Origin of the sequence: Microbacterium sp., assembly GCF_051860965.1 — a bacterium.
Classification (GTDB): domain Bacteria; phylum Actinomycetota; class Actinomycetes; order Actinomycetales; family Microbacteriaceae; genus Microbacterium.
In genome coordinates, this window is record NZ_JBIMKU010000001.1 from 545,949 (window position 1) to 569,102 (window position 23,154).

Consider the following 23,154-nt stretch of genomic DNA (forward strand, 5'->3'; position numbering starts at 1 on the left):
GCCCGCTCGTGACGTCCGACGCGTTTCTGCGCAACCGCGACAACTTCTGCTACCGGCATCCTGATCGGCAGAGCTTCGTGCTCTGCCAGAGGTGCGGTCGCACGGTGTGCCCGGAGTGCCAGACGCAGGCCGCCGTCGGTGTCATCTGCCCCGAGTGCATGAAGGAGCAGCGGGCCGCGCAGACTCCCGTGCAGCGCAAGGCCGAGCGGCGGTGGGCGACGAGGTCGGTGACCGCCGTCGACAGCCGACCGCTCGCGACCTATGCGATCATCGCGGTCACGGCACTCGTCTACGTCGTCACCCTGATCCCGGGCTTCGGAACGTCCGTGCAGGACACCCTGCTGTTCTGGGCGCCGACGCTCTATCCAGAGCTGCTCGGACGGTTCGAGCCGTGGCGCATCCTCACGGCCGCGCTCGTCCACGGCAGCTTCTGGCATCTCGGACTCAACATGCTCGCGCTGTGGATGATCGGGCGCAGTCTCGAGCCGCTGCTCGGCCGGGGTCGGTTCATCGCGCTGTACCTCCTGAGTGCGGTGGGAGGATCGGTCGCGGTCGCGCTGCTCTCGTTCACGACTCCCGTGGTCGGGGCGTCCGGGGCCATCTTCGGGCTCTTCGGCGCACTCGTCGTGATCGGCCGTCACATCGGCGCGAACATCACGGGTATCGCGATCGTTCTGGCGATCAACCTCGCGATCGGGTTCGTCCCCGGGTTGGGGGTCTCGTGGCAGGCGCACGTCGGCGGACTGGTCGTGGGCCTGATCGTCGGATTCATCTACGTGCGCACGCGCGCCGCCCGTCAGAGAGCACTGCAGATCGGGCTGCTCGCCGCAGTCGGCGTCGGGCTCATCGCGCTGCTGTTCATTCCCGCGTTCGTGTACTGAAACGCCGCGACACACGCTGCCAGCAGCAGTTATCCACAGGTTCATCCACACCTGGGGATGAATGACAGCCGTGTAATTCCTCGGCCGAGAAGGGATGCCGCGGCTAGCGCCAGCGGGTCGTCATGAGGAACCCGACGAACGCGATGCCGAAGCCGATCGCGAGGTTCCATGCACCGATGCCGGGGATCGGGAGCTGCAGCGGGCCGCTCAGATAGAACACCAGCACCCACACCAAGCCGACGAGCATGAGCCCGATCATGATGGGCTTGAACCACACCGGGTTGGGAGCGGCCTCGCCTTCTGCTCGTTCGATCAGCGAGTCGTCGTCTTTGCCGGGTCGTGCCATGTAGAGCATTCTAACTGCCAGCCGTGTCTCAGCAGTGATCGCTAGGCTTCACCCCGTGGAGCCATCGATGGGGGTCGGTGCGGAGCCTGTGCCGCAGAGCGCTGTCGCGCGCCCGCGCAAGCGCACGTCGGTCATCGGCGTCATCGGCGAGATCCTCATCACCGCCGGCATCATCGCGATGCTGTACGTCGTCTGGCAGCTGTGGGTAGGCGATTGGATCTACGCCGCCGAGCGCAACGCGACGGGGCACGAGCTGTCCGAGACGTGGGCTCAGGAGTACAAGCCGGCGGTGCCGAACCCTTCGCAGACGGCCACGCCACCCGAGGCTCCTGCCGAGGTCACGCCCGTCATCCTGCCCCAGCCCGCCGATGCGGAGCGGTTCGGCGTCATGCGGATCCCGCGGTTCGGCGCCGACTACGCCGTCGAGATCGCTGGAGGCGTCTCACGTGAGCGCACGCTCGACGCGATCGGCATCGGCCACTACCCCGGTGCGGCGATGCCGGGCGAGGTGGGCAACTTCGCGCTCGCCGCGCATCGCACGACGTGGGGCAAGCCGTTCAACCGCATCGCCGAGCTTCAGGTCGGCGACCCGATCGTCGTCGAGACCCCCGACGGCTGGTACACCTATCGGTTCCGCACCCTCGAGTACGTGACGCCCGACCGGGTGGACGTGCTGCTGCCCGTTCCGCAGGCCCCCGGTGTACCGGCCGGCATGCAGTACATCACGCTGACGAGCTGCAGCCCGATGTACTCGATGACCGAGCGGATCGTGGCCTACGGTGTCTTCGACTCGTTCACACCCCGCAGCGACGGTCCGCCGTCCTCCTTGAGCGGAGCCACCTGATGTACGCGGCGCTGTGGCGCATCCTTCCCGGACCGGTGTGGCTGCGCATCCTGATCCTCATCGTCCTCGTCGCAGCCGTGCTCTACGGTCTGATCTTCTACGCCTTCCCGTGGGCGAGCCAGTTCATCAACCCGCAAGAGGTCACGGTCGAGTGACCGCGGCGATCCTCGTCGTCGACAACCACGACAGCTTCGTCCACACCCTCGTCGGATACCTCCACGAACTGGGCGCCGAGACCGACCTCGTCGAAGCGGACGCCGTGACCGACGCCGCCGCCGCGATCGACGGGCGCCGAGGCGTGCTCGTTTCGCCCGGTCCCGGAGCCCCGGCGGACGCGGGAGCGTCGATCGAGATCGTGCGGGAGGCCGCGGGCCGCGGCATCCCGCTCCTCGGTGTCTGTCTCGGGCACCAGGCGATCGCCGAGGCATTCGGTGCGACGGTCGCTCATGCACCCGAGCTGATGCACGGGATGACGTCGCTCGTGCATCATGGCGCGAGTCCGCTGTACGCCGGACTCCCGGACCCTTTCACCGCGACGCGCTACCACTCCCTTGCGATCGTGCCCGCGAGTCTGCCCGACGAGCTGGTCGTCACGAGCCGCACCGATTCGGGCGTCATCATGGGGGTCGCCCATCGCACCGCGCCGATCGAGGGTGTGCAGTTCCACCCCGAGAGCGTGCTCACCGAAGGTGGCCACCGTCTCCTGGGCAACTGGCTCGAAAGCGTGGGGTATCGGGATGCCGCGGCCCGCGGCGCACTTCTCAGCCCGCGCCGCTGAGGGTCACGTGCCGGAGCAATAGGTCAGCGTGATCGCCGAGCGGATCGGCACATCGCCCGGGGGGAGCGACTGCGACAGGACGGTCGGCGGGGAGTCGCCCGCGCAGGACGTGTCCTCCTGCGTCGAGACGACGAGGCCGAGGTCCTCGAGCTGACGCTGCGCGGCTTCGACGGTGTAGCCGGCGACGTCGTTGATCGTCACGCGCCCCGACGCGACGACGAGGTTCACCGCCGTGCCGACGGGGATCTCGGCACCCGCCGTCTGGTCCGCCGAGATCACGACGCCGGCCTGCAGGTTCGGATCGTTCACCTGCCGGGTCGTGCCGAGCGTGAGGCCGGCCTGGGTGAGCGCCTGGGATGCCGCATCCTGCGCCAGTCCCTCGAGGGTGGGCACCTTCGCGAGCTCCTGCCCGGAGGACACGTATACGCGGACTTCGTAGCCGACGTCCACGGCCTCGCCCGCCACGGGATTCGTGCGGATCACATTGCCCGGCGCGACGTCTCCGTTGGGCTCGTCCTCGCGGACGGCCGCCAGGTCGAGCTCGCCGAGCTCCTGCGCGGCGCGCTCGTACGTCATGCCGCTGAGATCCGGGATGATGCGCGACACCGACGGCACTTCGCTATGAGGCTGGATCGACACGACCCAGAACACGACGGCGATCAACAGGACGGCGATGAGCGCGACGCCCGACCAGATCCACGCGACGGGCGGGCCCGCCTGCGTGCGCTTCATCGTCGTGTCGGTGCTCAGCTGTCGCAGCGATCGCGCCGTCTCGGCCGCCTGCCGCGGGTTCGGGCCGTACAGCTCGCTGGTGAGGGCGCCGACCGCGCGCTTCGACGGCGCCTTGCCGTCGATCGTCGCGTCGAGCGCCTCGCGGAAGGACCCCGCATCCTGGAACCGCTGGAACGGGTCCTTCGCGAGGGCGCGCAGCGCGACGGCGTCGAGTGCACGCGGGATCGACTCGTTGATCTCGGAGGGGGGAAGCGGCGCCTCGCTCACGTGCTGGTAGGCGACGGCGACGGGCGTCTCACCGCGGAAGGGCGTGCGCCCGGCGAGCAGCTCGTACAGCACGACTCCTGCGGAGTACAGGTCGGCGCGCGCGTCGACCTGTTCGCCCTTGGCCTGCTCGGGTGAGAAGTAGGCGGCGGTGCCCAGGATCGCCGTCGTCTCGGCGACCGTCGACGAGCTGTCGGACACCGCGCGGGCGATGCCGAAGTCCATGACCTTGGTCTGCCCCGCGGCCGTCACCATGACATTGCCGGGCTTGATGTCGCGGTGCACGACGCCCGCACGGTGCGAGTACTCGAGTGCTTCGAGGATGCCGTCGACGTAGCGCACGGCGTCCTCGGCCGAGACCGGCCCTGCCGAGATGACGTCCTTCAGCGTCCGCCCCGTCACCAGCTCCATCACGATGTACGGCACGGGTCGCACCGACCCGTCTGACTGGGTCTCGGCATCCTCGCCCGCGTCGTACACGCGCACGATCGTGGGATGCGCCATGCGCGACGCGGCCTGCGCCTCGAGGCGGAACCGGGTGCGGAACGCGTTGTCGGTCGCGAGATCCTTGTCGAGGATCTTGATCGCGACGTCGCGGCCGAGGGTCAGGTCGTAGCCGCGATAGACGGTCGCCATGCCGCCGCGTCCGATGATCTCATCGACGCGGTAGCGTCCCGAAAGCACGCGCGGCTGAACTGACACATCACTCCCCTGAACTCCTAGCCAGACTAGCCGAGACGCAGGCTCCGACCGTCAGGGGGTCGGAGCGACGATCCCGGCCTGCGTCTCGACGGGATCCGACGGGCGGTTGACACCGCTGCCGGTGCACACGGCCGTGTAGCTGATGATGAGGCGCTCGCCGTCGGCACCCGTCACCTGCAGCTGCGCGGTCCGCGCGGTGCCCGGGAACGTGCCGGTGGGCTGGCCGGCGAAGGTTCCGCCCGTGGCGGTGAATTCATAGCTGCTCACCGAGCCGGTCCCGGCAGGGCACGTGAACGCGCTCCAGTTGATCGTGTGGGTGGAGCCCGTCTCGACGTTGCCGTTCGCATCGAGCCCTTCGATGACGGCGGCGGTCGGCGTGCCGATCGGGGTCTGATCGGTGTAGCGCGTGAGCACCAGCTCGCGATCCTTCGGGACGTTGCCGCCCGGCTCGACCGAGTAGACGGTGTTCACCGCTTCGGCCGTCGTCGCCGGCTGGCCCGCGACGCACGTGACGGTCTGCATTCCTGCCGCGAGGGCGACGTTGCGGGCATCGTCGCAGTTCATGCCCATGAGTCCGAGCGCGTTGACGTCGACGGTCGTCGGCGTCGGCTCGGGGGTCGTCTCGGTCGGCGTCGGCGATGGCGGCGTCGACGAGGACGAACCGGAGCCCGTCGGCTCGGGACCCGCGCCCTGGTTCGCCACGAGAGCCCAGATGGTGCCGCCGAGCACGATGAGCAGCAGGGCGATGAGCGCGATGAGCGGCCACGTCCACGGGCTGCGCTTCTTCTTCTCGGGCTCGGTCGCCTCTTCGGCGTCGGGCGCCGGCAGGAGCCGCGTTGCGGCGGACGTGTCGGAGCCGGCTCCGAGGATCTGCGTCATGTCGTCGCCGACGGCGACTCCCGTCGCGATCGCCGGGTCGGCGGCCGCGGCGGCGGCGAGGTCGCCGCGGCGCAGGGCCGTGGCGGCACGTGCGACCGCGGCTGCCGAAGCGGGGCGGTCCTCGGGCTTCTTGGCGATCATCGCCATGACGAGGTTCTGCACCGGCACTGCCACGGTGGGCGGCAGCGGCGGAGGCTGCTCGTTGATCTGCGCCATCGCGATGGCGACCTGCGACTCGCCCGTGAAGGGACGCTTGCCGGCGAGGCACTCGTAAGCGACGATGCCGAGCGAGTAGGTGTCGGTGGCGGGCGACGCCGGGTGTCCGGATGCCTGCTCGGGCGAGAGGTACTGCACTGTGCCCATGACCTGGCCGGTCGCCGTCAGCGGCACCTGGTCGGCGATCCGTGCGATGCCGAAGTCGGTGATCTTGACGCGCCCGTCGGGCGTGATGAGAAGGTTGCCGGGCTTGATGTCGCGGTGCACGAGCCCCGCGGCGTGCGCGGCCTGCAGGGCAGCCGAGGTCTGCGCGACGATGTCGAGCGTCTTGTCGGTCGAGAGCGCGCCGTCGCGCTCGAGGATCGTCGACAGGGCCTCGCCGGGGACGAGTTCCATCACCAGGAACGCGCTGCCCGCCTCTTCGCCGTAGTCGAAGACGCTCGCGATGCCCTCGTGGTTGACGAGGGCGGCGTGGCGCGCCTCGGCGCGGAAGCGCTCGAGGAAGCCGGGGTCGCCCATGTACTCGTCTTTGAGGATCTTGATGGCGACGGTGCGTCCGATGACGTGGTCGGTCGCCTCCCAGACCTCGCCCATGCCGCCGATGGCGATGCGCGAGTCCAGCTCGTAACGGCCTCCGAACGTCACACCCTGTGTCGGTCTCATCGTCCCAGCACCGCCTCCATGACCTTCTTCGCGATGGGCGCCGCGATCGCATTGCCGCTGCCCGATTGACCTCTGCCGCCGCCGTTCTCGACGACCACGGCCACGGCCACCTGCGGGTCATCGGCCGGTGCGAACCCCGTGAACCACAGCGAGTACGGTTCGTCGGTGCCGTTCTCGGCGGTGCCCGTCTTACCGGCCACGTCGACCCCGTCTATTCTTGCACCCGACGCCGCGCCGTCACTGACATTGGCGACCATCATCGCGACGAGCTCCGACGCGATGTCCTCGTCGATCGCGCGGCCGAACTCGGTCGGATCGAACGTCTGCTGCACGAGCAGATCGGGGCCGATCACCTGATCCACCATCATCGGGTTCATGACGATTCCTCCGTTGGCGATCCCGGCCGACACCATCGCCATCTGCAGGGGCGTGGCCCGCACGTCGCCCTGACCGAAGCCGGTGACGGCGGTCTTGTCGTCCGACAGGGCACGCGGATACGTCGACGCGGTCGAGACGAGGGGCATCGTGAAGGACGTGTCGAAGCCGTACTTGAGCGCCTCGTCGCGGATCGCCTGGTCTCCGAGTGCGACCGCGAGCTCGGCGAACGGGATGTTGCAGCTCAGGCGCAGCGCGTCGGCGATCGTCACCGTCTCCCCCGGACCGCACGTCCCGCCACCGGCGTTCGAGATCGCGGTGTTCGTGCCGGGAAGCACGTACCGTGCGACGTTCGGCAGCGCCGACTGCGGCGTGTAGTCGCCGGAGGCGAGGGCGGCGGATGCCACGACGAGCTTGAACGTCGATCCGGGCGGGTTGAGGTCGCCCGCGATCGCGCGGTTGGACAGCGGCTTGCCGGGGTCGGCTTCGAGCTGGTCGAATGCCGCGTTGACCTCGTTCGCGTTGTGCGACGCGAGGACGTTCGTGTCGAAGCTGGGACTCGTGACCATGGCCAGGATGCGACCCGTCGACGGCTCGATCGCGATGACACCGCCCTGAAGGTCGCCGAGCGCTTCGTAGGCGGCGCGCTGGGCCGTGGCATCCAGCGACAGCACGACGTTGGATCCGCGCGGCGGCTGCCCCGAGACGATCCGCTCGATGCGCGAGAAGAACTGCGAACCGCCGGTGCCGCTGAGCACGGGGTTCATCGCCTGCTCGAGCGCCGTGCGCGATCCGAGGACGGGATTGAAGAAGCCCGTCACGGGGGCCCACATGCCGGGGTCCGTGTAGACGCGCTGCCAGCTGTAGACGTCGGTCGTCGGGACCGAGGTCGCGATCGCGGATCCGCTCGCGATGATCGAGCCGCGCTGCACCTCGTACGAGTCGTACAGGGCGCGCTTGTTGGCGGAGTTGACCGCGAGGGCCTCGGCCTGCACGACCTGGATCCAGCTCGTCGAACCGAACAGCGCGAGGAACATGATCAGCATCAGGATGCTGAGACGTCGGAGTTCCTTGGTCATCCGATCACCACCCTCGGTCGGGAGCGCACGGCGTCCGAGATGCGCAGGAGCAGCGCGACGATGATCCAGTTCGCCACGAGCGATGACCCGCCCGCCGCGAGGAACGGCGTCGTGAGACCCGTGAGCGGGATGAGACGCGTGACGCCGCCGACCATGATGAACACCTGCAGGGCGATCGTGAACGACAGGCCGACGGCGAGCAGCTTGCCGAAGTCGTCCTGACCGGCGAGCCCGATGCGGATGCCGCGGCTCGTGAAGACCATGTAGAGGCAGAGGATCGCGAACACGCCCACGAGCCCGAGCTCCTCGCCGAGGCTCGGGAAGATGTAGTCGCTCTCGGCGACGGGGGTGAGCCACGGCCGGCCCTGCCCGAGACCCGTGCCGATGAGGCCGCCCTGCGCGAGTCCGAAGATCCCGTTCACGAGCTGATAGCTGCTGCCGTCGATGAGGTCGGGGTTGAAGGCGTCCAGCCAGTTCGAGAACCGCGCACCGACGTAGGGCAGGACGCGAGAGGCGAGGAAGGCACCGGCCGCGGCGAGCACGACGCCGATCAGCACCCAGCTGGTCTTGCCGGTCGCGACGTAGAGCATCGCGACGAACATGCCGAAGATGAGCAGACCCGTGCCGAGGTCGCGCTGCAGCACGATGATGCCCAGCGAGACGAGCCAGATGACCAGGAGCGGGCCGAGCTCGCGGGCGCGCGGCCACGTGAGACCGAGGAATCGGGTGCCGACAGCGGTCAGGCTCTCACGCGTGCGCACGAGGTAGCCCGCGAAGAAGATCGCCAGGGCGAGTTTGGCCAGCTCGCCGGGCTGGAAGGTGAAGATGCCGAGGTCGACCCATACGTCGGCGTTGCCGCCGGCGCTCAGGCCGGGGACGATCGGCAGGAGGAGGAGCAGGATGCCGGCGAGCCCGAAGAGGTACGTGTACCGGAACAGCACGCGATAGTTCTTGAGCAGCACGATGACCGCGATCGCCAGCACCAGCGCGATCGCCGCCCACGCCAGCTGCCTCGTCGAGAAGGCATCCCACCCGTGGCGGTCCCAGTGCAGGTCGAGCCGATAGATCATCGCGAGACCGAGACCCGTCAGCAGGGTCGCGATCGGCAGCACGAACGGGTCCGCGTCGCGCGCCGAGAGGCGCAGCACGATGTGGATCGCGACGACGAGCGCCGTCAGTCCGCCGCAGAGCGAGAGGAATGTCGCATCCAGCGCGCCCGTCGCGCCCAGCTGCACGAGCGCGATCGCCCCGCCGTTGAGGACGAAGGCGAACACGAGCAGGGCCAGCTCGCGGTTGCGCTGCGTCTGCGGGACGCGGATGCGACGCAGCGCCCGGATGACGGCGGTGTCGGCCGCGATCGCCTCGGTCGGCGACGAGGTCATGGCGCACCCCCCGCGAGCGAGATGGATTCGATGATCCGCCGCGCACCGTCGAGGTCCCCGGCGGGGATCGTCTGCACGATGCGATCGCGGGTGAACTCCGAGAGGTCGTCGAGACGGATGCCGGTGTCCTCGTACACGGTCGACAGCGAGATCGGACCGAGGTCCTGTGCGATGCCGCGGAAGATCACGACCGAGTCCTCATCCGCGCCGACGAAGTAGCGCCCCTGCGTCCACTGGTAGGCCGTGAGGAATCCCGCCGTCAGCAGGCCGAGCACGAGGATGAGGCCGACGATCCAGCCGATGCGCCGACGCCGGGCGCGGCGGCCGTCCTCCTCGATGAGCTCCTCGAGGAACTCGGCGGCGGGCTCGAAGTGCGTCGGCTCGTTCGCCGCCTGGCGGCCCGGGTGAAGCCAGCTCGTGCGGCCGGGTCGGGCCGCGGGCACCTCGATGCCGACGGGGTTCGATGCCGAGCCCACGATGGTCGGGGTTCCCGAGAAGACCGGATGCTGGCCGCCCACATCGACCAGGACGATCGTGACGTTGTCGGGGGCTCCGGCATCCAGCGCCTGCTTCAAGAGACTGTCGGCCGTTCGTCCCGGAGCGAGTCCGGCCGCGAGCGTCTTGGCTGTGTGCGGATCGTCGACCACGCCCGACAGGCCGTCCGAGCACAGCAGCCATCGGTCGCCGGGCTGCGTCGGCATGATGAACGTGTCGACCTCGGGGTCGGTGTCCATGTCGCCGAGCACGCGCATGAGGACGGAGCGGCGCGGGTGGAACCGTGCCTCTTCGGGCGTGATGCGACCCGAGTCGACGAGCCGCTGCACGAAGGTGTGGTCGGTCGTGATCTGGGTCAGTGCGTCGTCCCGGAAGAGGTAGATCCGCGAGTCGCCGATGTGTGCGATGACGGCGTAGTCCTCGACCATCACGAGCGCCGAGACCGTCGTGCCCATGCCGGCGAGCTCGGGACGCACGCGCACCGTCTCGCTGAGCTCACCCGCGGCGTCCGTGATCGCGTTGCGCAGGGCTCGCTCCGCCTCGGGCGGAGAGCTGTAGGGATGGTCGAGCGACTCGAGACGCCCGACGGCGAGGCTGGATGCCACGTCGCCGCCCGCGTGTCCGCCCATGCCGTCGGCGACCACGAACAGGTTGGACCCGGCGTACCCGGAGTCCTGGTTGTTCGATCGCACCTTGCCGGTGTGCGAGATCGCGGTGCTCGACCCTTGGAAGACCATGCGTGCGGGGGCTACTTCCGCAGCTCGAACGTCGTGGCGCCCACCTTGATGGGCGTGCCGACGCCCACCGGCACGGGGGCGGCGACGCGCACGCCGTCGTGCCAGGTGCCGTTGGTCGAGTCCAGGTCCTGCAGCATCCACTGATCGCCCCACAGCACGAGCCGGGCGTGGTGGCTCGACGTGTAGTCGTCGCGGATGACGAGGCCCGATTCGCTCGAGCGTCCGATCGTGAGCGGCTCGGTGCCCAGCGGCAGCTCGAGGCCGGCCTTCGGACCGCTCGTGATCACGATCCGCGACACGACATCGGTCGTCGCGGGGCCGGACGAGCCCTTGGGCGGGGTCGCTGCCGGAACGACCGGCGCGGTGGCGCCCCGTGTCGGAGAGCTCGGCGCGGCGACGGGGGCGGCCGCGGCAGGCGCGGCATCCGGCATCTTCCGCACCTTCACGCCGAACAGGTCGGCGCGCAGCGAGTACACGACGGCGAAGACGAAGAACCACAGCAGCAGCAGGAAGCCGATGCGCAGCAGCAGCAGGGTCAGTTCACTCACGCCAGCGGCCCCTGGTCTCGCAGGTCGAATGCGCGCGTGACGTCCTGGGCAGGACGGGAGGGCTTCGGAGGCGCCGACTGGGCGACCACACGGAAGACGATGTCGGTGCGGCCGATCGTGACGGTCGAATCCGGCGGCAGCGCCGCCTCGGTGACCTTCCGCCCGTTGAGGAGCGTGCCGTTCGTGGAGTTCATGTCGCGCACCATCGCGCGCTCGCCGTCCCACAGGATCTCGACGTGCTTGCGGCTCGTGCCCGCGTCCGAGATCGTGATGTCGGCGTCACTCCCCCGGCCGATCACGGTGCGGGATCTGACCAGCGGGTGCCGCCGACCCTCGACGTCGACGACGCCGCGCCACGAGACCCGCCCCTCGGCGGTGGTCGAATCGACGCGGATCGTGCCCGTCGCCTGCTGGTCGTCGCTCTCGAGGGCGATCGAGACGGGTCCGGCGAAGGAGTAGCCCTGCTTCTTGGCGTGCTTCTGCACCAGGGTGTGCAGCTCTTCATCCAGCGGCGACCCGAGCGCCGTCATCTTCTCCGCGTCGGTGGGCGCGAGGTGCACCGTGAACGCGTTGGGTGCGAGGATGCGGTCGCGCGTGACGACCGCGGCCTTCTTGTCGAGCTCGCTGCGCAGAGCGGACGCGACTTCGACGGGCTGGATGCCGCTGCGGAAGGTCTTCGCGAACGCGCTGTTGACGGCGCGCTCGAGACCCTTCTCGAAGCTGTCAAGTAGTCCCACGGAGCTCCTCATGCAGGGGGGCCAGGTGGGTACATGCTAGTTGCACAGCCTGGGGAAAGCGGGATCCTCGACCCGGTGGCTACGTCTACACTGCACTCAGGCGCGCTCGGCAGCGCAGCGGTCCGTGGGAGACCGCCCCGGCCGGAGGAGACAAGGTGGCTCTCAGTTCAGCTGCGGCGAAGTGGCCTCGCCGCGCATCGATCGGGCTCGCGTTCATTCTGCTCGCGACTGGATCAGCGGCCGCACCGATCGGGGCATCGGCGGCGACCGGCACTACGATCTCAGGGGTCATCACGCTTGCCGGTGATCCGGCTCCCGCTGGCTCCGTCGAAGTGGTTTTGCGCAGGTTCAGCGGCGGTGACCCGTGGCAGTTCGTCGATACCGTCGTTTCCGTGTCCGAGGACGGGTCGTACGCTTTTCGTGGGCTCGCACCCGGCTCCTACGACGTCCGTTTCGATCATCGCAGTGGCGGCTACGGCGACGAATGGCTTTCGGGGGTCGGCGCGAGCGATAGCGATCGATGGCTGTCGGTCAACACGGCCCCGGTCGTCGCGAACGTCGACCTCGAGCCGAGCGCGGTGATGAGCGGCCGGGTGAGGGATGCAGTCGGCCGCGTTGTCGCTGGTGTCACGGTGACCGCCGAGTTCTTCGCCGAGGGGTGGTGGGGTTACCATCCGTCGCGCGTCTCGACCACGTCTGACGCCAACGGCTACTACCGGCTCGTCGGGCTCACCCCGGGTAGAACTCAGGTAACCTTCGCCAAGAGCGGATACCCGACACAGGGATACGGTCAGGAACCCTATGGGCCGATCGACCCTTTGATCACAACCTCGCCCGGCACTTCGCGCACTCTCGCCGACATGGTCCTGTTCAAGAGCAACCGGACCACCGTGACCATCGAGTGCTCGACGTACGGCTGCTCCGGCCTCGCTCCGGGCGATTACTGGATCGACATACAGAAGCTCGTCCCCGGTCCACGCTGGCAGCAGGTGTCCGCTATCGGATTCCCGCCCGCGCAGAACAGCTATGGGACGCTCGTCGCGACGTCCACCGCGCAGTTGATTCCGGGAAAGTATCGCGCCTTCGTGCGCTTCGGTGGTGACTCCGCCCGCGCATACTCGCCGCCGGTGGATCTGGTGGATGGTGGTGATCTCCGGCTCTCCGCTTCGTTCCGACCGTTCGTCCGAGGCGATTACCTCCAGGGGCCAACCGCGGACGTGCTCGCGCGGATGCCGGACGGGACATTGCGCGTCTACGCGGGCAACGGCCGAGGCTCGTGGGACGGTTCGTACGTACACGGGTCGGGGTGGGGCGGATTCACGAGCGTCTTCTCGGCCGGTGACTTCGAAACGAACCTCGCCACGGACGTACTGGCGAGGACGACGGACGGTCGCCTCGTCCTCTATCCACGCACACCATGGGGCTCATGGGGCACGGCCCGCGTGGTCGGCTCCGGATGGCAGGGATTCACTGCGATCTTCTCTCCGGGGGACTTCAACGGTGATGGCACTTCCGACGTGATCGCCCGGGCTGCAAACGGGGACCTCTACCTCTACCCCGGCAACGGCGGAGGCGGGTGGCTCCTTCCCCGCAAGATCGGCACCGGCTGGGCGCAATTCACCTCTGTGTTTGCGGTGGGGGATTTCGATGGAGACGGCGCCGCCGACATCATGGGGCGACGATCAAACGGCGACCTCTACTTGTACAGCGGCGATGGCTGGGGTGGCTGGAAGGGATGGAAGCGGATCGGCGTGGGCTGGCAATTCTTCACCGAGATCGTCGGGCCCGGAGATTTCGACGGAGATGGCGCAATGGACGTCATGGGCAAGCAACGTGACGGCCGCCTCATCCTCTACCCGGGCAACGGCCAGGGCGGTTGGAGTACGGCCAAGGTCGTGGGGTGGGGCTGGCAGAGCCTCCGCATCGTCGGCTGAACGAGAACCTGATCGGTGAAAGCGGCGGTTGCCTGCGTGATATCCTCGGGAGGTTGAGTCGGGTTGCAACCCGGCTCATGCGCGAGTGGCGGAATAGGTAGACGCGCTGGCTTCAGGTGCCAGTGCCCGCAAGGGCGTGGGGGTTCAAGTCCCCCCTCGCGCACATCATGGAAGAGGCTCCCGAGAGGGGGCCTCTTCCGTTTGGTCGAGCATTCTTCCCGATTTCTGGTTACCGGGACTGCCGCGGTCGCGACAGTAGGACGCGGATCGGCCTCATCCGTGGCCATCAGCGGTGCGGCGCTTCGTCGTCCTCACGACCGGGAGCTTTCGGTGGACCCCCAGCAGACGTCCGACGACTGCGGCTGCGCGCCCACGCCCCGCGAGCGCCGGATGCTCTGGCCGACGATGAACCGACGCTCGGCCATCGGTCTCGGTGTGCTCGGACTCGCTGTCGTCGGCGGGCTCGCGGGTCCCGCGATCGCGCCGGCATTCGCCGCTGCTTACCCGTCGTGGGACGAGGTGAGAAGGGCGAAGGCGAACCAAGCGGCCAAGGCCGCCCAGGTCTCCCGGATCCAGGGGCTCATCGCTGCGCTGACGGAGGACGTCGCGGCCAAGAACCTGGTCGCCGAGCAGACCGCCGATGCCTTCTATGTCGCGCAGCAGGCTTACCTCGAGGCCGCGTACCGCGCCGAGCAGCTGCAGGCGGCCGCCGACGCACAGGCGGCGACGGCGAAGGACGCCGCCGACAAAGCGGGGCGCTTGGCCGCGCAGGTCTACCGAGACGGAGGTGACGACACTTCCCTCAAGCTCTTCTTCTCCGATTCCGCGGTCGATGCCGATGACCTGCTCGCGCGTCTGGGCACGATGGACAGGCTCATCTCGCGGAACAACGACGTCTACACCGACGCGATCACGGCGCGGGATGCCGCGAAGGGTCTCAGTGGCCAGGCCGAGGTCCAGCGGGCCGAACGGGATCGACTGCAGAAGGTCGCCGAGGCGGCGATGATCGCGGCGCAGAAGGCCGCCGACGACGCGCGGGCCGCGCTGGAGGCACAGCAGACCTACCTCGGTCAGCTGCAGGCGCAGCTCGCGGCACTCACCGATAGAACCTCGAAGACCGTTGCGGCCTACGAGGAGGGTGAGCGCGTCCGCAAGGAGCAGGAGAGGTTGGCTCGCGAGGAGGCCGAACGCAAGGCCCGTGAGCAGGCAGAGGCGGCGGCCGGCGGTGGCGGGAGCGGTGGCGGTAGCGGCGGCGGCGGTGGTGGCGGCGGCGCGGTCGGTGGATCGGGCTGGGCGCGGCCCTCGAGTGGTCGCGTCACCTCGGGGTACGGGCCGCGGAGCTCGCAGTGCGGGAACGGCACCGGCTGCTCCAGCTCGTGGCACCTCGGCACCGATATGGCAGCGGGCTGCGGGTCGGCCATCTACGCGGCAGCATCGGGCACCGTCACGATGGCCTGGCCGTACAGCGGGTACGGCAACTACATCCGCATCAACCACGGCGGAGGCGTCGGCACCGGATACGGTCACCTCAGCCGCATCTTCGTGACGAGCGGTCAATGGGTCAACGCCGGACAGCTGATCGGCGCCGAGGGCAACACGGGCAACTCTTACGGCTGCCACCTCCACTTCGAGGTCTACCCGCCGGGTGGCGGGACGACCAACCCCGCGGGATGGATGGCCGCGCGCGGCGTCTACCTCTAGCGACGGATCGCGGCCGTCTCAGGCTCCGTCGAGGGCGGGCAGCAATGCGTAGACGATCTCCTCGGTGTCACGCCGCAGACCCGGCGCGAACGCGACGTCGCGCGAGACCTCGGTGAATCCGTTCTTCTCGAGCACCGCGATCGAGCCGGCGTTGTGCGCCGCCACGCGCGCGAACAGCGGGCGCTCGGGTTCGCGCGAGATCAGCAGCCGCAGCGCCTCCGTCGCGATCCCCCGACCCCACGCGTGGCGTGCGAGCCAGTAGGTCACCTCGCGGTCGCCGTCGAGGGTGAATGCGGCGATGCTGCCGGCGAAGCCGCCGTTCTCGGTCACGATCAGGTAGAGCACGTCGTCCGCGGCGCGATTGCGCCCGGCCCACGAGTCGAACGCCGCCCGGTCGTCGGGATCATCGGCTGTGAACGTCGCGAGGGCGATGGCCTCGGCATCCCGCATCATCTCGAAGACGGCGTCGAGGTCGTCGTCGTCGATGTCGCGCAGCTCGATGTGGCCCATAGCGACCACGGTAGCGAAGTCCCGCTCAGACGAAGCCGTGGATCTCGCGCATGAGCGTCTCGGCACGACCGCCGTCGCGCGCGGCGAGGGCCTCACGCAGGAGTTCGTACTGCCCGGTGCGCGTGATGGGGCACGCGATGAACGGCGCCCAGCCCGCGAGGTTGCGGCGGATGGCCATCTCGGCCTCGCGCAGCACCGTCAGGAACGCGACGTTGCCGGTCGCGTGGACGACCCGCTGGAAGAATTCGGTGCTCGCCTCCATCAGAGCGAGACGGTCGTCGGCGAGGGATGCTTCGACGACGGCGTCAGCGCCGCGCAGCACCATCGCGAAGACGCTGTCGTCGGCGCGGGCGACCGCGATGCGCAGGCAGTTGCCCATCGTGTAGGCGACGAACTCGTCGGTGTCGTCGATGAGCTTCTCGTCGGGCACGGACACGCGCGTGTACCGGTGCGGCGAGACCTCGACGAGCCCGATGCGCTCGAGTCGCTGGAGCGCCTCGCGCACGGGGGTCCGCGACACCCCGAGGCGCTCGGCGATCTCGTGATCGCGCAGGCGCTCGCCGGGCGGCAGGGTTCCGTCCAGGATCGCCTCTCCGAGCGCGCGGTAGACCTCGTCACCGAGCACGGTGCCGTGCGTGTTCAGAGGGACGAGCGGGGTGGCCATGACGAGGTAATTGTATGTCGATGAATGCGGAGCGGATACACCTCTGTATCGGGGGTTTCCCGCCTGCATATGCTCGCCGCGGCACTGATATATCGGTAGAGTGTGCGTGTCACGCTTGTCGTGGCCTATCCGGGGGGATCCGTCGACGCCCGGGCTTAGAGCTCCGGCTCAGCCCGGGCGTCCGATGGGAATCTGCGCTCTGCAACGTTTGGGTCACCATCTTTCGCCGAGGTTTCCTCCCCTCCCCTCCTTTTGGTTAGCGTGGAATCGGACTCGCGCACGTGGCGCGGGCAGGCATGGAACGGCAATTCATGAGCACGCAGGGCACCGTCAAGTGGTTCAACTCGGAGAAGGGCTTCGGCTTCATCGCTCCCGATGAGGGTGGCGCAGACGTCTTCGCGCACTACACCGCCATCGAGGCGAGCGGCTACCGCTCGCTCGAAGAGAACCAGCGCGTCGAGTTCGAGATCGCGCAGGGGCCCAAGGGCCTTCAGGCAGAGAACATCCGCCCGATCTGATCGAGCGACGCTGACCGCGGCTCCCCCGCACTGGTGCGGAGTGGATGCCGCGGCTCAGTCGCGCTCGCCGCGCACGAGCTCCAAGCCCGCGCCGGCAAACTGACGCAGCGTCGCGTCGGGCAGGAACGCCCGCGTGAGCGCCGCGCCGATCCTCGTGAGATCGGCCTCGTCTCGGAAGAGCAGGTACATCGTCTCGTAGCGCGGGTGGAACTTCTCTTTGAAGCGGTGGAGTGACCCGAAGCCGTAGACCGGCTCGAGCATCTCGGCGAGTTTGTCGGACAGCGCGGCGATCGCGCCGGCGTCCGGCGGATACTCGTGGGCGAGCGGCGCTCCTGAGAGCGACATGATCTTCGCGCCCTCTTCGGAGAAGAACTTCGCGGAGGAGCCGATCAGGAACTCCATGACGGGGCCGAAGCCGCCCTCGCGCCTGCGCATGAGATCGAGCGTCCAGCCGTGCGCGACGCCGTCGGCGCCGTACACCGGCAGCCAGGACAGGAACCCGTCGACGTCGCCGTCCGCCGACACCGCGAGCGCGAGTCGCACTTCGCGGTCCTCGGCCTCGGTGAGCGTCCCCAGGGTGAACCCCATCTCGGGAAGGCCCTTGTCGCCCACCCACATCTCAGAGATCGCGCGCAGCTGCTGCTGGATGCCCCACGGCTCGTCCGCGAGGCGCGTCATCCGGAACGTCATCTCTTCGCGCCCCGCGCGATTGAGCGATGTCCGCACGGGCGCCCACTGCTTGCCGGTGAACTCGAGGCCGGGCAGGTCGACGATCGTGTCGTCGGCGACGACGAGACTGCGCCAGCCGGACGGCACCGCAGCCCGGGTCGCGTCGCTCGCACTGAAGAAGCACGGGATGAGGCCGGCCGCCTCCGACATGCGGATGAACTCGGCAACGCTCTGGGCGCGCGTGTCCACGGGGCCGAGCGGATCCGCGAGGGCCAGCGCGACCTGGGCCCGCTTCTGATACGCGACGATGCCGCTCTCGGTGCGCGCGTAGCTGTTGCCGTCCCAGGTCGTCATCCACGAGAGCGTGCCGCCGCCGTCGGCGTGCAGCATCTCCTTGACGTCCTCGACGGTCGGCGCCGGCTGCGTGCCGAGCGCGGACTTGCGCTTGGACCGGAACGCGCGCCGCACCCAGATGAGGTAGACGAGCATGAGCAGCCACATCACGCCGCTCGCGAGGGCGAGCTCGGTCTCGCCGTCGATGGCGCCCTCGACCTGCAGCTCGGACGTCAGGGTGATGGCGAGCACGAGAAGCACGGCGACGAGGACGTTGAGCGAGGCGATGATGACACCCAGCACCCAGGCCCAGCGGCGCCCTCGGCGCAGGCCGTTCGCGATCAGCAGGATCCACAGCGTGTCGATCGCGATGTCGATGAAACCCCCGGAGGCCGGCTCGGTCGGCCCGAAGGGCCCGTTGGTGGGCACGATCGCCGTGATGATCTGTGTCGCGCCGAGGACGAGGATCGCGATGAAGGCGACCAGACGCTGCTCGCGTACGGTCTGACGCTGGATGCGCAGCGATCTGTCCACGAAGAGGATGAGCAGCACCGCGAGCAGGTGCTCGAGGTCGGCCAGTGCACCCCAGAACAGCATCGCGACGAAGACGAAGGCCAGCAGCACGAGCCAGCCGCGTACGCGCCAGGGCGGGACGAGGAGTCCGACCGCGGCGGCGATGCAGGCCATCGTGCCGCCCGAGGCGCCGACGTCGAGGGCGGCGGCCTCGGTCTGCGCCCACTCCCAGGGAGCGAGCGAGAGCACCGACAGCAGCAGCGCCGTGGCCAGGATCGCGAAGAGCTGGCCGATCCAGAAGTAGAGCAGCGCGACACGAGACCCGCGGCGGAACTCGAGATACGCCATCCCCGCGAAGCTCAGGATCGTGAAGACGTACACGAAGGGCTGATTCACGAAGAAGGTGCCGGTGACGGGCGTCCACCATCGACCCTCGAGGAGTGCGGGGAGTCCATAGGCCACGCCGTCGAACAGCGGTCTGTCTTCGAACGGCGTCCACAGTCCCTGCGAGACGACTCCGACGACGAGCATGACCACGATGAAGCCGAGCGTCGCGGGCGTGCGTCGGATGAAGGTGAGAACCGGGTGCGGTGATCTCGTCTCAGGCTCGCTCATGCGTTCACGATAGCGAGGGCACACTACCGGCCGCGCGTGATCCGACCGTAATCGGCGAGGGCCTTCGCATCCTCCGCGTCGCGCATCGCACGGCGTGCGGCGTCGAGCGCCTCGACGGGGTCGCCCGCCTGGCGCGCGCGGGCGAGCTCCGCCTGCGCGGACAGCAGGCGTGAACGGGCATCGGCCCCGCCGCCGGAGTGGGCGATGGATGCCTCGGCCGACGCCAGCGCGGAGCGCGCCGTCGCGAGCGTCCCCGGCAGGGCGGTTCGTGCACCGCGGAGCCGTTGCTGGGCGGTTCGGGCGTCGCCCACGGCGATGTCGAGTCGGTCGCGCAGGCGCGCGATGGCCTCGACGGCGCGCGTCGGGCGGCGCGCGGCATCCACCTCCACGGTCGACAGCTCGCATTCGATGACGCGCAGCTCGGCTCCGAGGCGCTCGGCGTCGACGGCATCGAGTTGATCGCGGATCGTCATGGCCTGGCGGAGCGCGGCCCGTGCCGCCGCGAACTCACCGGGCACGGCGGCCTCGGCCTGCGTCACGAGGCGGTGATGCTCTTCGAGGAGACGGGCATCCACCTCCGCCTGTCGGAGTGCGCGTTCGGCTTGCGCGAGCGAGGGAAGAGCCGACTTCGACGGATCGCGCGCCTCGTCGGCGGCCGCGCGCAGCAGGCGCTCGGCGGCGTCGGCTTCGGAGATCGCGGAGTGCGCGGCGCGCGAGGCCGCGGCCCATTCCTCCTCCGCCACGCGCGACGACAGATCGGACACGAGCGCCGCGGGGTCGCCCATCGCGTCGCGCAGTGCACCCAGGCGCTGCACGGCCGCGGAGACCTGCACCGTCGCCGAGACGTTGGCGTCGACCCACCGTGCGTGCTCGACCTTGGCGCGCGCGATCGCGGCGATCGCCTCGGTCGCACGCCGCTCGATCCGTGCGGCGGCGCGTTCGACGTCGGGTGGCGAGGCATCCGGTTCCGAGATGACGCGGTACTGATCGAACGACTCGTCACGGACGTGCTGCGCCGACAGGCGCGCACGGCGCAGCGACGACGGTGCGCCGCCGCCGTAGAGCGCGCCCGAGAGACCGACCTCGATCTCGAGATCGCTCACGGCGTCATCGAGGCGCACGAGTGCGACCCCCGCCCGGTCGCGCGCCGCTTCGGCACGCGAGCGCGCGCGAGGTGATCGGCGCGCCCGGCGCACCGCCCACACGATCGCCGCCACAGCGAGTGCGGCGACTCCGAACACGACGACGGCCGGGATCAGCCAGCCGAGGAACGCGCCGAGGGCTTCAGGCACCGTCGGCCTCGAGGAGCAGGAGCGCTCGGAGCTGATCGGGGGTGTCGACCGCGGCTGCCGCGCCGTCGGCTTCGTGGGGCCAGCTGAATCCCCAGCGCACGAAGATCGTCGGGACGCCGTGCGCGGCTCCGCCCTCGACGTCGTGGTGCCGGTCGCCGACGAGAACGGGTCGGCTCGTGTCCACTCCCTGCGCGCGCAGCCGGCGCAGCGCCTCAGCCACGATGTCGGCCTTGGTCGCGAGAGTGCGCTCGTCGGGGGTCGCGCCGACGATGGCGCGGAACGCCGGGGCGAGTTCGAAGTACTCCATCAGTGCGAGCACCTGGTTCTCGGGCTTCGAACTCGCCGTCGCCTGCGGGACGCCGCATTCCGCCACCTGGGCGATGATCTCGGCGACTCCGGGGAAGAGCTTCGCGCCGGTCGTGTAGCCGTCCTGCTTGCCGAGGGCGCGGTAGAACGCGACGGCGTCGGAGGACTCGTCCGGCGTCATCCCGACGTTGACCTGGAAGGAGTCGTACATGGGCGGCCCGATCCAGTGCGCGAGCTCGCCGCGCTGCGGCGGAGTGCGGCCGAAGTGCTCGAGCGTGATCGTCAGGCGACGCAGGATGCCGTCCGACGCGTCGACGATCGTGCCGTCGACATCCCACAGGATGCAGGTCCAGGGAGAGCGGCGGGGCATGCCTCCACCCTACGGAACCTCCCACCGCCGCAGCGCCAGCGCCCCGGCATCGATCAGAAGAGGGTCGGCCGCCCGCTGTCGACGCCCTTCATCGCGTCGTAGTCGAGCACGACGCAGTCGATGCCGCGGTCGCTCGCGAGCGTGCGCGCCTGCAGGGCGAAGGACTGCGCCGCCAGGATGCCGCGCACCGGCCGCAGGTGCGGATCGCGGTTCAGCAGCTCGAGGTAGCGGGTGAGCTGCTCGACGGCGTCGATGCCCGCCTTGCGCTTGACCTCGACGGCGACGTGACCGCGCGGCGAGCCCGCGACCTCGATGACGACGTCGTCGCGGAGCATGAGATCGACTGGTCCGATCGCGGTCGGGAACTCCCGGCGCACGAGGGTGAGGCCTTCGCCGACGACATGGACCTGTTCGGCGAGCAGGCGCTGCAGGTCGGCCTCGACACCGTCCTTCTGCAGACCGGGGTCGACGCCGAGCTCGTGCGAGGAGTCGTGGACGATCTCGTAGAGCTTCACGACGAGCGCATCGCCCGTCTTGGTGTGCGTGACCCGCCACTGCTCGACGACGTCCTCCTCCTCGGACGCCTCGACCTCGAGGGTGCACGGCGGCGACATCCAGTTGAGCGGCTTGTACGAGCCGCCGTCCGAGTGCACGAGCAGGGAGCCGTCGCCCTTGTGCACCAGCAGGCGCGTGGCGAGGGGGAGATGCGCGTTGAGCCGACCGGTGTAATCGACGGAGCAGCGGGCGATGACGAGACGCACCCGAAGAGCCTAGCCCGCGTCAGTGATGGCCGGCGCCGACCTTCGACCCCGCGATCGGCTTGGCCGCACCCGAGGCGAGACCCGACATCGCGATGAGCGCGACGATGATCCACAGGGTGGGAAGGATGCCGATCTCGTGGCTGATCCAGCCCAGCACGGGCGGTCCGCACAGGAACGCGAGGTAGCCGATCGTCGCGGCGGCCGATACGGAGGCGGCGGCCTTGGCGGGGTCGTCCGCCGCGGCCGACATGCCGAGCGGGAACCCGAGCGAGGCCCCGGCACCCCAGAGCGCGACACCGACGAAGGCGATCGGCAGATTCGGCGCGAGGATGAACATGACCAGCCCGACGCCGGCGGCGATCGAGAGCAGGCGCAGCGTCCAGACCCGACCGAGGCGGTCGACGAGCGGACCGCCCAGGATGCGGAAGAGCGTCATGGCGACCGAGAAGACCGTGAGGGCGATCGCGCCCACCGCCTGCGTCGTGTCGTGTCCGTCGACCATCGCGATCGTGAGCCAATCGGTGGCGCTGCCCTCGGCGAACGCCATGCCGAGCATGATCGCGCCGATCGCATAGATGCGCGGGTCGCGCCAGACCGCGAGCACCTCGGCCATGCGGTCTCGGCGCGACGTCCTCGCGGTGGGGTCGTGCGTGACCTCGCGCACGGGCACGGCGCCGAGCGAGATGAGCCCCGTGACGAGCACGAGGATGCCGACGGCCCACAGGTGCCACGCGACACCGACGCCCCAGAGCGTCATGACGACGCCGATCCCCGCACCCACGACCGTGCCGATGCTGAAGAAGGCATGGAACAGCGGCATGAGCGTCTTCTCGAAGGACTGCTCGACGGCCGCCGCCTCGACGTTCATCATGACGTCGGTCGAGCTCATCCCGGCGCCCATGATGCCGAGGCCGATCGCCGTCACGACGTAGGACTCGAGGAACTCCACGCCGAGGCCCACGACCATGACGCCGACGGCGAAGGCCACCACCGTCGCGTACATCCCGCGTCGGGCGCCCCATCGCGCGACGATCACGTTCGCGAGCGAGAGGCCGACGATCGCCGCGGCGCCGGAGACGAACAGCAGGATCCCGACCTCGAAGTCGTTGATGCCGAGGTCGATCTTGACGGCGGGCAGACGCGACGCCCACGACGCGAAGCCGAGGCCGGTCGCGAAGAAGACGGCGAAGATCGCCGTGCGCCAGCGCACGAGCTGCGTTCGCGTGAGCACGGTGTCCATCCCGACACTTTACCGACGCCGAGGCCGCTCGTCGAATCGATTCGACGAGCGGGTCGAGAGCAGGGTACGA

22 protein-coding genes and 1 tRNA gene are annotated in these 23,154 nt (G+C 69.3%); 8 read left to right on the plus strand and 15 right to left on the minus strand.

All coding sequences use genetic code 11. From position 1 onward, the window contains the following. Window positions 1-8: 8 nt before the first annotated feature. Complete coding sequence (locus tag ACTIFV_RS02565; protein WP_439591186.1) at window positions 9-881, plus strand: rhomboid family intramembrane serine protease; 873 nt, start codon at window positions 9-11, stop codon at window positions 879-881. Window positions 882-984: 103 nt separating this feature from the next. Here the strand turns inward: ACTIFV_RS02565 and ACTIFV_RS02570 are convergent, their stop codons facing one another. Next, complete coding sequence (locus ACTIFV_RS02570; protein ID WP_439591187.1) at window positions 985-1,227, minus strand: cell division protein CrgA; 243 nt, start codon at window positions 1,225-1,227, stop codon at window positions 985-987. Between the two features lie 67 nt (window positions 1,228-1,294). On the opposite strand from ACTIFV_RS02570, the gene ACTIFV_RS02575 reads away from it, so the two are divergent. From ACTIFV_RS02575 to ACTIFV_RS02585, 3 genes are read left to right on the plus strand one after another with little or no spacing between them, the layout of a single operon-like run. Further along, window positions 1,295-2,071 (plus strand): class E sortase, encoded by a 777-nt coding sequence (locus tag ACTIFV_RS02575; protein ID WP_439591390.1) that lies wholly within the window; start codon window positions 1,295-1,297, stop codon window positions 2,069-2,071. Beyond that, a complete protein-coding gene (locus tag ACTIFV_RS02580) occupies window positions 2,071-2,226 on the plus strand; it encodes a hypothetical protein (RefSeq protein ID WP_248146428.1) in 156 nt (51 codons plus the stop codon). Before ACTIFV_RS02575 ends, ACTIFV_RS02580 begins: the two co-directional genes overlap by 1 nt. Beyond that, on the plus strand, window positions 2,223-2,849 hold the full coding sequence (locus ACTIFV_RS02585; protein ID WP_439591188.1) for an anthranilate synthase component II: 627 nt from the start codon (window positions 2,223-2,225) through the stop codon (window positions 2,847-2,849). The genes ACTIFV_RS02580 and ACTIFV_RS02585 overlap by 4 nt, the downstream gene beginning before the upstream one ends. A 3-nt stretch (window positions 2,850-2,852) precedes the next feature. Here the strand turns inward: ACTIFV_RS02585 and pknB are convergent, their stop codons facing one another. From pknB to ACTIFV_RS02620, 7 genes are read right to left on the minus strand one after another with little or no spacing between them, the layout of a single operon-like run. Beyond that, complete coding sequence (gene pknB / locus ACTIFV_RS02590; RefSeq protein WP_439591189.1) at window positions 2,853-4,547, minus strand: Stk1 family PASTA domain-containing Ser/Thr kinase; 1,695 nt, start codon at window positions 4,545-4,547, stop codon at window positions 2,853-2,855. Between the two features lie 51 nt (window positions 4,548-4,598). Further along, window positions 4,599-6,305 (minus strand): protein kinase domain-containing protein, encoded by a 1,707-nt coding sequence (locus ACTIFV_RS02595; protein WP_439591190.1) that lies wholly within the window; start codon window positions 6,303-6,305, stop codon window positions 4,599-4,601. Beyond that, on the minus strand, window positions 6,302-7,759 hold the full coding sequence (locus ACTIFV_RS02600) for a peptidoglycan D,D-transpeptidase FtsI family protein (RefSeq protein WP_439591191.1): 1,458 nt from the start codon (window positions 7,757-7,759) through the stop codon (window positions 6,302-6,304). Before ACTIFV_RS02600 ends, ACTIFV_RS02595 begins: the two co-directional genes overlap by 4 nt. After that, the gene (locus ACTIFV_RS02605) at window positions 7,756-9,141 is read right to left on the minus strand and encodes an FtsW/RodA/SpoVE family cell cycle protein (RefSeq protein WP_439591192.1); all 1,386 of its coding nucleotides are present in this window, start codon (window positions 9,139-9,141) and stop codon (window positions 7,756-7,758) included. The genes ACTIFV_RS02600 and ACTIFV_RS02605 overlap by 4 nt, the downstream gene beginning before the upstream one ends. Then, the gene (locus ACTIFV_RS02610; RefSeq protein ID WP_439591193.1) at window positions 9,138-10,373 is read right to left on the minus strand and encodes a PP2C family protein-serine/threonine phosphatase; all 1,236 of its coding nucleotides are present in this window, start codon (window positions 10,371-10,373) and stop codon (window positions 9,138-9,140) included. The genes ACTIFV_RS02605 and ACTIFV_RS02610 overlap by 4 nt, the downstream gene beginning before the upstream one ends. A gap of 11 nt (window positions 10,374-10,384) precedes the next feature. Next, complete coding sequence (locus ACTIFV_RS02615; RefSeq protein ID WP_439591194.1) at window positions 10,385-10,921, minus strand: FHA domain-containing protein FhaB/FipA; 537 nt, start codon at window positions 10,919-10,921, stop codon at window positions 10,385-10,387. After that, a complete protein-coding gene (locus ACTIFV_RS02620; protein WP_439591195.1) occupies window positions 10,918-11,658 on the minus strand; it encodes an FhaA domain-containing protein in 741 nt (246 codons plus the stop codon). Before ACTIFV_RS02620 ends, ACTIFV_RS02615 begins: the two co-directional genes overlap by 4 nt. A 155-nt stretch (window positions 11,659-11,813) precedes the next feature. Here ACTIFV_RS02620 and ACTIFV_RS02625 point away from each other — a divergent pair, with 155 nt between their 5' ends. The 3 genes from ACTIFV_RS02625 (at window position 11,814) to ACTIFV_RS02635 (ending at window position 15,293) form a co-directional block, all read left to right on the plus strand. Beyond that, a complete protein-coding gene (locus ACTIFV_RS02625; protein ID WP_439591196.1) occupies window positions 11,814-13,592 on the plus strand; it encodes a carboxypeptidase regulatory-like domain-containing protein in 1,779 nt (592 codons plus the stop codon). A gap of 79 nt (window positions 13,593-13,671) precedes the next feature. Beyond that, window positions 13,672-13,755 (plus strand) — tRNA-Leu (locus ACTIFV_RS02630). A 167-nt stretch (window positions 13,756-13,922) separates the two neighbouring features. Then, window positions 13,923-15,293 carry a peptidoglycan DD-metalloendopeptidase family protein gene (locus ACTIFV_RS02635; RefSeq protein WP_439591197.1) on the plus strand — a complete coding sequence of 457 codons (1,371 nt, stop codon included), beginning with the start codon at window positions 13,923-13,925 and terminating at the stop codon, window positions 15,291-15,293. 18 nt (window positions 15,294-15,311) lie between these two features. Here ACTIFV_RS02635 and ACTIFV_RS02640 read toward each other — a convergent pair whose 3' ends face one another. Together ACTIFV_RS02640 and ACTIFV_RS02645 are read right to left on the minus strand one after the other, a co-directional pair. Further along, entirely contained in the window at window positions 15,312-15,803 is a 492-nt protein-coding gene (locus tag ACTIFV_RS02640; protein WP_439591198.1) for a GNAT family N-acetyltransferase, read from the minus strand. A gap of 25 nt (window positions 15,804-15,828) precedes the next feature. Continuing rightward, window positions 15,829-16,467: a GntR family transcriptional regulator gene (locus ACTIFV_RS02645; protein ID WP_439591199.1), complete on the minus strand. Its 639-nt coding sequence runs from the start codon at window positions 16,465-16,467 to the stop codon at window positions 15,829-15,831. Between the two features lie 311 nt (window positions 16,468-16,778). Here ACTIFV_RS02645 and ACTIFV_RS02650 point away from each other — a divergent pair, with 311 nt between their 5' ends. Further along, on the plus strand, window positions 16,779-16,985 hold the full coding sequence (locus tag ACTIFV_RS02650; RefSeq protein ID WP_135062416.1) for a cold-shock protein: 207 nt from the start codon (window positions 16,779-16,781) through the stop codon (window positions 16,983-16,985). Between the two features lie 54 nt (window positions 16,986-17,039). Here ACTIFV_RS02650 and ACTIFV_RS02655 read toward each other — a convergent pair whose 3' ends face one another. The 5 genes from ACTIFV_RS02655 to ACTIFV_RS02675 are packed head-to-tail and all read right to left on the minus strand — an operon-like array spanning window position 17,040 to window position 23,084. Next, window positions 17,040-19,115, minus strand: coding sequence for a bifunctional lysylphosphatidylglycerol flippase/synthetase MprF (locus tag ACTIFV_RS02655; protein ID WP_439591200.1), 2,076 nt, complete (start codon window positions 19,113-19,115; stop codon window positions 17,040-17,042). Between the two features lie 23 nt (window positions 19,116-19,138). Next, window positions 19,139-20,407: a hypothetical protein gene (locus ACTIFV_RS02660; RefSeq protein WP_439591201.1), complete on the minus strand. Its 1,269-nt coding sequence runs from the start codon at window positions 20,405-20,407 to the stop codon at window positions 19,139-19,141. Further along, window positions 20,400-21,083 (minus strand): HAD hydrolase-like protein, encoded by a 684-nt coding sequence (locus ACTIFV_RS02665; RefSeq protein WP_439591202.1) that lies wholly within the window; start codon window positions 21,081-21,083, stop codon window positions 20,400-20,402. The genes ACTIFV_RS02660 and ACTIFV_RS02665 overlap by 8 nt, the downstream gene beginning before the upstream one ends. Window positions 21,084-21,136: 53 nt before the next feature. Then, on the minus strand, window positions 21,137-21,844 hold the full coding sequence (gene nucS, locus ACTIFV_RS02670; RefSeq protein ID WP_439591203.1) for an endonuclease NucS: 708 nt from the start codon (window positions 21,842-21,844) through the stop codon (window positions 21,137-21,139). A gap of 19 nt (window positions 21,845-21,863) precedes the next feature. Then, window positions 21,864-23,084 carry an MFS transporter gene (locus ACTIFV_RS02675; protein WP_439591204.1) on the minus strand — a complete coding sequence of 407 codons (1,221 nt, stop codon included), beginning with the start codon at window positions 23,082-23,084 and terminating at the stop codon, window positions 21,864-21,866. Between the last annotated feature and the right edge of the window lie 70 nt (window positions 23,085-23,154).